The organism is Holosporales bacterium, assembly GCA_031263535.1.
Lineage (GTDB): Bacteria > Pseudomonadota > Alphaproteobacteria > UBA3830 > JAIRWN01 > JAIRWN01.
In genome coordinates this window covers 1-11,592 of sequence record JAISFO010000016.1, presented here as the reverse complement: position 1 = coordinate 11,592, position 11,592 = coordinate 1, and the positions used below count along the sequence as shown (strand labels likewise).

General features: G+C 45.2%; 10 protein-coding genes. 9 read left to right on the top strand and 1 reads right to left on the bottom strand.

The window, feature by feature from the left end; translation table 11 throughout:
* The 9 genes from LBL30_01380 to LBL30_01340 all read left to right on the top strand — a co-directional run.
* On the top strand, nucleotides 1–240 hold a 240-nt coding region (locus LBL30_01380), incomplete at its 5' end, for an aminoacyl-tRNA hydrolase (protein ID MDR1031759.1).
* Nucleotides 240–1,052, top strand: a complete 813-nt coding sequence (gene mutM, locus LBL30_01375) for a bifunctional DNA-formamidopyrimidine glycosylase/DNA-(apurinic or apyrimidinic site) lyase (protein ID MDR1031758.1) — start codon at nucleotides 240–242, stop codon at nucleotides 1,050–1,052. The genes LBL30_01380 and mutM, both read left to right, overlap by 1 nt.
* Nucleotides 1,053–1,243: 191 nt before the next feature.
* A complete protein-coding gene (locus tag LBL30_01370; protein ID MDR1031757.1) occupies nucleotides 1,244–2,533 on the top strand; it encodes a M23 family metallopeptidase in 1,290 nt (429 codons plus the stop codon).
* A gap of 225 nt (nucleotides 2,534–2,758) precedes the next feature.
* Nucleotides 2,759–3,802: a D-alanyl-D-alanine carboxypeptidase gene (locus tag LBL30_01365; GenBank protein MDR1031756.1), complete on the top strand. Its 1,044-nt coding sequence runs from the start codon at nucleotides 2,759–2,761 to the stop codon at nucleotides 3,800–3,802.
* Between the two features lie 50 nt (nucleotides 3,803–3,852).
* Nucleotides 3,853–5,079 carry a D-alanyl-D-alanine carboxypeptidase gene (locus tag LBL30_01360; protein ID MDR1031755.1) on the top strand — a complete coding sequence of 409 codons (1,227 nt, stop codon included), beginning with the start codon at nucleotides 3,853–3,855 and terminating at the stop codon, nucleotides 5,077–5,079.
* 57 nt (nucleotides 5,080–5,136) lie between these two features.
* The gene (tmk, locus tag LBL30_01355; protein ID MDR1031754.1) at nucleotides 5,137–5,763 is read left to right on the top strand and encodes a dTMP kinase; all 627 of its coding nucleotides are present in this window, start codon (nucleotides 5,137–5,139) and stop codon (nucleotides 5,761–5,763) included.
* A gap of 1 nt (nucleotide 5,764) precedes the next feature.
* Entirely contained in the window at nucleotides 5,765–6,796 is a 1,032-nt protein-coding gene (locus tag LBL30_01350; protein MDR1031753.1) for an AAA family ATPase, read from the top strand.
* Nucleotides 6,797–7,039: 243 nt separating this feature from the next.
* The gene (locus LBL30_01345) at nucleotides 7,040–7,951 is read left to right on the top strand and encodes a hypothetical protein (GenBank protein MDR1031752.1); all 912 of its coding nucleotides are present in this window, start codon (nucleotides 7,040–7,042) and stop codon (nucleotides 7,949–7,951) included.
* 170 nt (nucleotides 7,952–8,121) lie between these two features.
* Nucleotides 8,122–10,386, top strand: a complete 2,265-nt coding sequence (locus LBL30_01340; GenBank protein MDR1031751.1) for a DNA translocase FtsK 4TM domain-containing protein — start codon at nucleotides 8,122–8,124, stop codon at nucleotides 10,384–10,386.
* Nucleotides 10,387–10,430: 44 nt separating this feature from the next.
* Here the strand turns inward: LBL30_01340 and ftsA are convergent.
* Nucleotides 10,431–11,592, bottom strand: a 1,162-nt coding sequence (gene ftsA, locus LBL30_01335) for a cell division protein FtsA (GenBank protein ID MDR1031750.1), incomplete at its 5' end; no start/stop codon positions are given.

Here is an 11,592-nt window from a genome sequence, read left to right as displayed (position 1 = left end):
CACGCCGGTCATAATGGGATACGCAACATCATCGCGCATATTGGCCCTGATTTCCATCGTCTGCGTATAGGGGTTGGTTGCCCGGATAATAAAATTGATATTACCAACTATGTTGTGTCAAAGTTTACAGGCGGTGAGCTGAATATTTTGGAAAAAATCCTAGACTTTGTGGCCGAAAATATTCTTAAATTTGCCGCCAATGGAGATAAGGCTATCTTTGCGCAGGGGCCGCTAAATTAGTGCCAGAGCTTCCAGAAATAGAGACACTTAAGCGGCAACTGCAAAAAGTAGCGCTTGGTCGTACTGTTCAGGATATAAGCATATTAACCGATAAACTTAGGCGGCCCGTACCAAGCACCATCCGCGGCGACATTCTTGGCCAAAAAATCAGCAAAATAGACAGGGAAGGAAAATTTTTGCTGTTTGGCCTAAGTAACGGGGAGACGCTGGCAATTCATTTGGGCATGACGGGTCAGTTATTGACGACGCCTAGCCTAGACCACCCCTCACAAGAGAGGCATCTTCGCATTATTTTTAATCTTGGCGATTGTTTAATAAAGTTATTCGACATAAGAAAATTTGGCCTTGTGGATGTGTTTATGAATAAGCCGAAGTACATCACCAGCCTTGGTATCGATCCATTGTCTCACAGCTTTAATGCAGAATGGTTGTTTGATTTGACCAGAAAAAACAAAACGACGATTAAAAATTTGCTGCTGGATCAAAGCAAAATATCCGGCATAGGGAACATATATGCCAATGACAGTTTATTTGAGGCAGGTATAAATCCTATGCGCATGTCTTCTAATCTGGCGCAAGAAGAATGTGCAAAGCTTGTCGCGTCAATACAAAAAGTGCTTAGGACCGCCGTGTCGCTGGGTGGCACAAGCATGAGGGATTATGTACACCTTGACGGTAGCAAAGGTCATTATCAAGAGCATTTTTTAGTTTACTCGAAAGACGGTCAGGCTTGCCCACGATGTAAACAAACTATCCTTAAATCTAAAGCCAATGGCCGGTCTTCCTTTTTCTGTCAGAGCTGCCAAAAATAACCCCTGGCCAATATATAGCTTCCAACAATTTTGATGGACTGCAGCGAAAGAGGGGCGGGGCTTGATTTTCGAGATTTGACTTTTGTTTCGCAATATGTAATTATGCGCCGGCACTTGAAGGTTTGATTGGGGTTGGTTTGGGACGTGGTCTGTTATCACTAAGGTTCCGGAGGAAGCTGATTGCCGGATCCATGTTTTTGTGTGTGTTGTCGTTTTTTCTACGTGACGGCACACCTACGAATCAGGCAACTCGTTCCGTCAAAAATCCCTCAACAACAGTAGCACAGCTATCTTCAGCAAAGCCGGCCCAGACTGTTCACGAAAATGCGATTAAGCCTACGTTCGATAAGCAGTCCACAGAGCTACCTTTAGCGCAAAATCAGCAAATTAAACTTACAGACAGGCTTTTAGCTGGTGAAAGTATAGCAAAGCTGTTGGTGCGTAATGGTATAGAGATGGGTGAGGCTTGCAGGGTTTCATCTGTGCTGAAACAGGCATTGGACCTTAGAAAGATTCCCGCTGGGCATCAGATTTGCCTTGATAAAACAGTAACAGGTGATGGCAATGCCAGACTAAACAAGGTCGTGGTTGGTAATGGCTTTGCCGGATCTATAGAGGTTTACAGAGTAGGTTCAAGCGATCAATTTAAGCTTAACAAAAAGCCTTGTACCTTGGTTCGTACTGATGTTGCGGTGCGTGGGGTTATTAAAAGCAACTTAAGCTCAGATATTCTGGCAAGAGGTGTTCCTGCCAGGGTTGCCAGCCAGGTTATTCAAGCGTTGAATGGTCAGATCGATTTTCGTAGAAGCATTAAGCATGGCGATAAGTTTGAGTTAGTTTACGAAACGGTTAGCATCAAGGATACCGATACAAAAAAGGCTGGGAACTTAAAGTTTATTAATTTAACTCTGCGGAACAAGAAGGTTAAAGTCTATGGCATGCGTTCTCATACCAGTACTTGCGGGTACTTTGATGAAGCAGGGAACTCTTTAGAGAAAAATATCATGCGTTCTCCGATCGATGGCGGACGCATATCTTCGAAATTTGGTCGTCGCGCGCATCCCATATCTGGGCGTTTATGTAGGCACAATGGTGTTGATATAGCGGCAAATTTTGGTACCACAATCCATGCGGCCAGCAGCGGTAGAGTAACGTTTGTTGGGCAAAGGCCCGGATATGGACGGGTCGTATGCTTGTCTCACCAGGGCGGGTATTCAACTTTGTACGCGCATATGAGCAGATTTGCCGCAGGAATTCGGCCAGGGGCCTATGTTATTCGTGGGCAAGCTATAGGCTGTGTTGGCAGAAGCGGATTTACAACTGGCCCTCATGTACATTTCGAAGTTATCAAGGATGGGGCGCATCTTAACCCGCTTTTAGTCGGTGTTCTTCCTGGAAAAAAACTGTCAGGCAAAGATCTTCTTCAGTTTAAAAAATTAAAAGCTTCTGTAGAAAACAGCTTGCGCAAAGCAGATCTGTAATCCTGCAGAGAGCAAATGGTCATCCTGTAGCAAGCCGCAGAGCTTGGTTCTTCTTCCTTAAACATTCAATAAGTTGTATACAATCAACATCACTCAAGTAACGATATTTTAATATTTTTATTTCATAATCCGCTGAGTTTTGGTATTTAGCAAACGTGTTTAGTCAAAGTTATGTTTATACAAAACTCATTTAACAACATAATGAGGCCCTGTATCAGCAGCTCATTGTCAAAATCGATTTTGACCTTAGTAGTATGTGTTCTTGCTGCATGGTCTTTGTCGTGGGCTTGTACAGCCAATGCTACACCAAAGTACAGTGCAGTCGTAATAGACGCAGACAGCGGGCAGGTGCTTTATGAAGAAAATGCGCAAGAGCAAGTCTGTCCAGCCTCGCTGACCAAAATGATGACGCTTTTGTTGGTTTTTGATGCACTTAAAAGCGGGAAATTATCACTAGATCAAAAAATCAGGATATCCAGACGAGCCAGTATGCAGTCCCCCAGCAAATTGGGGCTTAGGGCAGGGACCAGGATATCTGTCAGAGATGCTATGTTGGCCTTGGCAACAAAGTCGGCCAATGACATTGCGGTCGCTCTTGCGGAAGCGGTGGGAAAAACAGAAGGAAACTTTGCCAGACTTATGACTCAAAAAGCCCGCAGCATAGGCATGAGAAATACGACATTCAGGAATGCTTCAGGGCTTTTTGCTCGCAATCAGAAGACAACCGCAATGGATATGGCTAAGCTCTCAAAACATCTGATAAGAAAGTATCCAGAGCAATATAAGCTGTTTTCGACCAAAGTTTTCACATATTACGGCTGGAGCCACAGGAATCACAACGGCTTGCTGTGGTTTAATCGTGGAGGGTTGCGGTATGATGGAATTAAAACCGGATATATCGAACAATCCGGATTTAATTTAGCCGCATCTGCGGTCAAAGATGGTCGTCGTATGATAGCCGTCGTTATGGGAGGCAAAACGAGAAAAGAACGCGACAGTAGAGTAAACCTGTTGTTGCAAGCGGCGTTTGATGGACAGTTCTGGTCAAAAGGACATAAAATCGAAGGTTATAACAAAGGCCCACGACTTAAAGCCGATCCTATAACCGAGCTTATATCTGTATCTACAAGGCCGCCCGTTAGTAAACCTGAGGATTTGGAAGATCATAATTTGCGGAAAATACCTAGGCCCAGTAAACGCATACTTTATATTAAGGGAAAAGGTAAGCGTGGGTTGTACCGCAGACACTTGCCACAAAAAAGCATTTAAAACACCGCCGCCTCTTTGTATAGTTAGCCAGCTATAAGAGGTAAAAACGCATGGCTCTTCGTGGTTTTCGGGTATTTCCTTATATACTGTCGTTGTTGGTTATATCAGAGGCTTCGATCGGATCTCCTGACGGCGCTTCTGCCGAAAACGCTTCCTCAAACAGCCAGCAGAAGCTGATCGACGATTACACGCTTGCAACGATATCAACCGAAGCCAAAGAAGCCATAATCATGGATTTCAGCACAGGAGCGATCTTGTTCCAGAAAAATGCTTTGTCTAGAACCGCGCCATCATCGATGACCAAGCTTATGCTGATGTATGTGGCGTTTCAGGCGATACAAGACCGCAAGCTTGATCTGAACACTACCGCCATAGTCAGTGAAACGGCCTGGCGTATGTCAGGGTCGAAAATGTTCCTAGAGGCTGGAAGCGAAGTCAGGCTTGAGGACCTTATCCGCGGCATCATCGTTCAGTCCGGTAACGACGCTTGTATTGTATTGGCCGATAAATTGTTTGGTTCAGAAGATGTTTGTGTTCAGCACATGAACGCAACGGCGTCCAAGGTAGGTATGAGGTCATCTCGATTCAAGAATTCGCACGGACTTACGGATGAGGGCCACTTTTCGTCTGTCTATGACCTGGCTGTGCTTGCGCGTAGGTTTATAAGCGATTTTCCCGAGTATTATCACTACTTCTCTGAAAAAGAGTTCACTTACTCAGACATACATCAGTACAACCGCAACAACTTGCTGTGGCAGGATATTGGGGTTGACGGCATTAAAACTGGACTGACCGAGGCGGGCGGATACGGCGTTATCGTATCAGCGATTCGAGATGGGCGGCGAATTGTTGTGGTTATAAACGGATGCAAATCGGCCAGAAGCCGTACGCACGAAGCCAGGAAACTGCTTGAATTTAGGTACAGTCAGTTTGCCAATCACGTTTTTGCTGACACTAAGGGAATCTATGGCCAAATGAAGGTCAACTTGGGCAAAAAAAGTGCCGTAGATCTTGTGGTTGATGGCGGCGTGTATGCCATTACGGTTCCAAGCCATTTACTAAACAGCTTACAAGCCTCGCTTTCTTGCAATGAGGTTGCCGCCCCAGTGAAAAAGGGGCAGAAACTGGCAACGCTGAGGTTTGAATTTAAAGAGAATCCAGCTTTGAGCTTTGAATTCCCTCTTATCGCCGCAGAGGATGTTGAAGAACTCAATTTTTTCATAAGGCTGTGGGAAAAAGCCAAGCAAACGGTTCGTAGCCTTTGGCCAGGCAAGTAAAAACTGACGGCGCCGATTGTCGTTCAGTAAGATTTCGATTAACGTCAGAGTCTGTGTATGAGCGGTAAATTCATTACCTTAGAAGGCGGGGACGGTACAGGAAAAACGACTCAGGCAGAGTTGCTGGTTTCTTACCTCAACGATATTGGCATTAAGGCGATTTCTGTACGCGAGCCAGGCGGGACAGAGCTGGGCGAAAAAATTCGTCAACTCCTGCGCAGCATGACGCTTTCGATCAGCGACCCTTTGGTCGAAGTTATGCTGTTCTTTGCCGCCAGAAGGCAGTTGCTTAAGCATACTATCTGGCCAGCCCTTAAAGATGGCACATGGGTTGTTTGTGACCGGTTCTATGACTCGTCATTGGTTTATCAGGGGGTAATGAAGGGCTGCTCAATTGAGCATATCATGGGCATAAAGCACATCGTTATGAAAGATTTTGAGCCAGATCTCACCATGATCCTTGATCTGCCGCTGAAGGATGTGCTTTATCGCATTGGGCAACGTAAAGGCGGTAAGGATCCATGGGACAACATGCCGTCCGAATATCATGAAAAGGTCAAAAGAAATTTTAAAAAGCTCGCCGAAACGTTTTCTTTCCGGTGCGTTACCGTCAAAGCCTCTGGACCGGTCGAAGCGATACAAAAAAGGCTTCAAGAAGTATTACATAAGCGCCTAATAAAATAATATGTCGCAGCGCCCCAAAGATACCTTATTTCTAATCGGGCACCAAAGGCCGCTTGATGCAATTAAGGCCAGCTTAGATAAATCAACTCATTCCTGGCTGTTTGAGGGTAGATCTGGTGTAGGGAAAGCTACGCTTGCCTATCGTTTCATCAAATACCTTTTGGCCAAGGATGGGAATAACAAAAATGCAGAAACCTTAGAGGTCTCGCCTACCGATCCGGTTCATAAAATGATCAGCAATCAGATACATCCAGACCTTACGGTAGTTGAATCGGACGGCGAAATATCGGCTGATCAAGTGCGTAAGGCCATATCGCGAATTTACAACCGGCCGGCTGTATCTGACTTTAATATACTTTTGATAGATAACGCGGAAAAGCTTAATCGCAACAGCGCAAATATGCTGCTGAAGACGCTTGAGGAACCGCCAAGTCACGCCGTGATAATTCTGGTGTGCAATAACAGCAATACTCTGCCAAAAACCATAGCGTCCAGATGCCGTAAAGTCACCTTTTCAGCCCTTTCGCTAGGGGAAGTTTCTACAATACTAAGGCGTCTTATCCCTGGCGTGTCCAATGAAGAAATTGTCGACTTAGCGACAGTAGCCAACGGATCTGTTGGCGATGCGATGAAGCTTTATGCCCCAGATGAAGAGGCGTATATAGGGCTTGAGGCTTATAAATCAGTACTAAAGCTGCTGAGCCAAGGGGCTTCGCTAAACTGCTTGCTGTCAGAACTTTTTGCCCGAGATATTAGTACCGTTTGGCCTTTTGTCCGTATTATCCTGCCCAGGCTGTTTCTGCTGCCCTGTAACTGGCTGATTGGGCTGGAACAATCGTCAACCATCGATGCCGAATACACGTGGCTTAAGCACATTAGCCGATCGGTCTCAGTCCAAACGGTAGTTAAGTCGTACACTAAGGCCACATCAATTATTAATAACACTGAAGCATTGGATCTTGATAAACGCGCCAGCATAACTATGCTTTTTGCTGCGCTCATCAATCTTAATAAGTCTCTACTGACTCAATAAATTGAGTGGTTATCATCTTATTTAAGCGTATGTATTAACATTTGAGTTTTACCTCCTTAAAACAGCTACATACAAGAGGCAGGAAATTTATTACTCGTAATATAAAATATTTTGAATAATTATATAACTAAAAACTGCATCAACACGCAATAAAAATATTTACTATAAAAAAATAAAACTTGCTTTTTATGAAAAAGTATATTATATATTATTGTGTAACAGGTATAATATGAGGATTACATTATGAAAACTTTATATAAAGGTATAATAGTTATATCGATTTTACTATTAACGGAAAAATGGGGCAAAATATGTTCGGCAAGCCGTCAAATAGCGCCCGCAACTTGTTCGCATAAAATAGGTGGAGTTACCATAAAAACGGTAAGCTTAAGCGCGCCAGTGATGCCATTAAGAACGCAGAGAGGGGCAAAAAGATTACCGCTGCCCCAGAATCAAATGACCGAACTCGTTCCAACTTTGGGTGAGCTAGAGGTGAAAGAGCTGATTGATTATAGCGACTATCATATAGACCATAACTATTTCATGTCATGTTATGATGAGGGTAAGGCCTATCAGATGCGAGAAGCGGGAGTATTGCATTACATATTCTTTAAATCACGAAACATGTATAACACAGCTGAAGTTCGTCTTTTAGCCACTCCTGGAGCTCATCATGATAGAAATCGTACCGGTAACCTAGCCGATATATTTAATCATAGAACTCCAACAGGCATAAATATGAATGGTAGCGCGGAGGCAAAATTAATGTTTTCTTTTGTTCACATTGAAATTCGTCCATTTGCCTTTATGATTGCAACCTACCCTAATATACCGCATCGACCTATAACGAAAGATTTTGTCTTTCAAGCATCAAAAGGGGATGGCAGGTGGGTAACACTATCTGAGCAGAGAAGTTTTAATCCCCCACCTCCTGGGGCATTTACAATACTTTTCGTAGACACTGATGAGTATTACCACTTATTTAGGATTTGTGATACGTCTACTGTAGCTACACGTAATTTTGGATTTAGAGCCTTTGATATTTTTGGTGAGGTGGACTTGTCTAGGCATCCGAAATTTTTAGAGGCTAATAGAGTTCTGGATGACTCTTTCGATGCTCCTTTCGATCCATACTCTCTACCAGAATTCGAATAGTTAAAAGATCTACTGCGAATGGGCTGGTAGCCTGTTCGCAGTGCATCTAAATACACCTGAATACGTCTGCTGAAGAACAGCCAAATTTAAGACAGTTTACCTACCGCAGTTATTTGATTTTCATCAAAATCTGGTCGTGTTAGATTTCATCTGTATTATTGGAACGGACAGTGAAGAATCAGCGACTGGCGTCACAGGATTTGCGGGTAATGTTTTCTCGCTGTGCCAGCATCTTTTTAGGGGTGCTGTTTTTCTTATTGGCAGCAATGCTTGCTCTCGCGCTTATTTCTTATAATCCTTTAGATATATCCTTTAACGTATCCAACAACTTAAGCCCAACCAATTGGCTTTCGGTCTATGGCAGTTATGCTGCGGATTTTTTGATGCAGATGTTTGGCTTGGCGTCCTATATATTGCCGCTTACTCTGTCATTTTGGGGATGGCGAGCCTTATTTAGCACCGGCGTTCCCTGGTATAGAGGAATTCTTGTAATTATCACCTGTACAGCGGCGGCGTGCCTTTTGGCTACAACGACTTGGCCGGACAGCGGAAATTTTTGCGGCAAGGCAGTCGTTGGGTTTGTAAACGGCTTCCTAAGAAAACACGCATACCTTAAGGCCTGCGGAGCAGTACTCATGCCGCTTATCTGGGCGCAGCTCGCCTTTACTATGTTTTGTTGTTCAACCAAAACTACTTTCCACTCTGTGCTGTTGGGCATTAAGAAGTTATATGAATGGATATCGGCCATCATCATCGGCGTATTTGCTGGTTGCAAGAAATTTATCGGCTTTATGCTTGGCTCACAGAACCTGAGTTGGAGTGACAGCGGCCTGGGCATGATCAATGGCGACGGGCTTGTATCGCCACAGCTTAGCTTGGACCACAGCGACAGACAAACCGCGACTTTAAAAAGCGATACAGAAATTAACACAGTCACCGGCGAGTTTATTTTACCTCCGTTGGATTTCTTGCATCAGCCCAAGACTACTTTTGATAAGGAAAAGCTGGATCAACGTATCTTGGAATCCAATGCCAAAAGGCTTAAAGGCGTGCTAGAGGAGTTTGGTATAAGAGGGGAAATCATCGGGGTTAAGCCAGGTCCGGTCATAACGCTTTACGAGTTGCAGCCAGCGGCTGGCATAAAATCTGCACGCGTTATTGGCCTGGCGGGCGACATAGCCATGTCCATGAGCGCAATCTCAGCCCGCGTAGCGGTTGTCCCTGGGCGAAATGTAATTGGTATCGAGCTTCCAAACGCCAAACGACAGACGGTATTCTTGCGTGAATTGCTGTCGGACAGCGCGTATACCAGCAGCCCTTCACCGCTTACTGTTGCTTTAGGCAAGGATATTGGTGGAGACGCTGTAATCGTCGATTTGGCTAAGATGCCGCACTTGCTTGTGGCTGGGACAACTGGCTCAGGCAAGTCGGTAGGCGTTAATGCTATGATTTTATCGTTGCTTTATAAGCTTTCGCCTGAACAGTGCAAGCTTATAATGATCGATCCAAAGATGCTTGAGCTGTCTGTTTACGACGGTATTCCGCATCTTTTGTCGCCGGTGGTTACTGATTCCAAAAAGGCGGTGGTTGCTCTTAAGTGGGCCGTAAATGAAATGGAGTCCCGCTATCGCACCATGTCTAAGCTCGGCGTAAGGAATGTCGAAGGTTATAACAGCAAAATACTTAGTGCGAAAAAAACCGGGGACGACCTGTCCTATAAAGTACAAACTGGATACGACCCGGAAACAAGCCAACCTATCTATGAATATGAAGACATACCCTTAAAGCCGTTTCCTTACATCGTCATTATAGTGGACGAAATGGCCGACTTAATGCTGACGGCCGGGAAGGAAATAGATGCGACTGTTCAGCGGTTGGCACAAATGGCTCGGGCGGCCGGCATTCACCTTATCATGGCAACGCAAAGACCATCTGTAGACGTAATTACCGGTACGATTAAAGCCAACTTCCCATCCAGAATCAGCTTTCAGGTCGCTTCCAGGATAGACAGCCGCACTATACTGGGCGAACAGGGAAGTGAGCAGCTTTTGGGGCAAGGCGATATGCTGTACATGTCTACTGGTGGGCGGATCACCCGCATACACGGACCATTTGTCAGCGACCAAGAAGTTGAAAAAGTGGTTCAGTACCTTAAACAGTTTGGCCCGCCTGATTACATGGAAGAAATTACTCGCGACCCCGAAGAAGATATCGATGATGATATTGAGTTTGGCGGATTTTCCTCCGCTCAGGCCGATCCTTTATATGACCAGGCTTTAGAGATAGTCTTGCGCGAAGGTCGAGCCACGACCAGCTTTGTCCAGCGCTATTTGCAAATAGGATACAACCGCGCAGCCAGGATGATCGAGCGTATGGAGAAAGAAGGCGTTGTCAGCAAGCCCAATCACATCGGTAAGCGAGAAATCTTGCGGTAATTTGCGCTCTAGAGTCGTACTCTTAATGACCTAACGCTAATATACTAAAGGTTTTTTATAATCCAGTTCGATACGGTTGTCCAAAAGCCATTGGAAGGGGTAGGCTCGGTCTGATCAACCTCGTCATTTGCGCCAGTGTCAGCCAATTTAAAGCGAGCGAACATCATTAATCCAGCGGCAGTAGTGAAGTCTGGTTTAAGCTCAACTGAGGAAGTTTTTATATGATCAGCCGTCCCCATGAACGTTGGCTTGCCAAATCTGTCAGCCACAAGATTCTTAAGGCCTGGCAGTTGACAACCTCCGCCGGTCAAAATGATTTTTCTTGTTACCGTATCTAAATACGGCCTTGCGTCGAAGCGATTCTTGATTCTGTCCAGAATCTCGTCCACACGGGGAATAATGATTTTAATAAGCTCAGACCTTGGTACCTGCTGTAAAGTGATGTTGTCGCCCTGCTCATTCAGCGGGGCTAATATCATTTCTTTACCATCACTAGCAGAAGCAACCACTGACCCGTAAAGGGTCTTTAATCTTTCGGCATTGTCATAAGAAGTCTTAAGTCCGTACGATAGGTCGTTTGTAATGTGCGCCGCCCCTACAGGCAAGGTTTCTACGCACACCAGCGCGCCTTTATAAAAAGTCGCAAAAGACGAGGTTCCTCCACCAAACACAATAACCGTTGTCCCTAAGTTTATATCCTCGTCGCTGGCTACGGCGATCGAAGCGGCATAGGGGGCCAGGAAAACTCCATCGACCTTTATATGGCACCTAGAAACGCTAAGCAGCAAATTGTTAAGCGCCAACTTAGGAACGGCAATGACATGCAGCTGAACGCCTAATTGCTGTCCGGCCATGCCAACAGGGTCGCTTATGCCGACGTTACCGTCAACACTGTATTCAACGGGGATTACGTGAATTATTTCAAGTCCTTCGCCGCGTAAATCAGGACGAGCGCACGCAATCACTTTAAGCACGTCTTGGTGGGTGATTGTGTTACCCTGAACTTCCAGCGAAGCCGTATATACTTCCGCAAAAGTCTTGTGGCTGGAAACGCTTACTACGGCGGAATTAACAGCCACCCTAGCGGTACTTTCAGCAAGGTCAACCGCCTTGGTTATCGCGCTTTCAACGGCACTTAGGTCCGTTATAAGGCCAGACTTTACGCCTTTGCACAAGCACTGACCGTATCCAGCTATATCAAAGTCG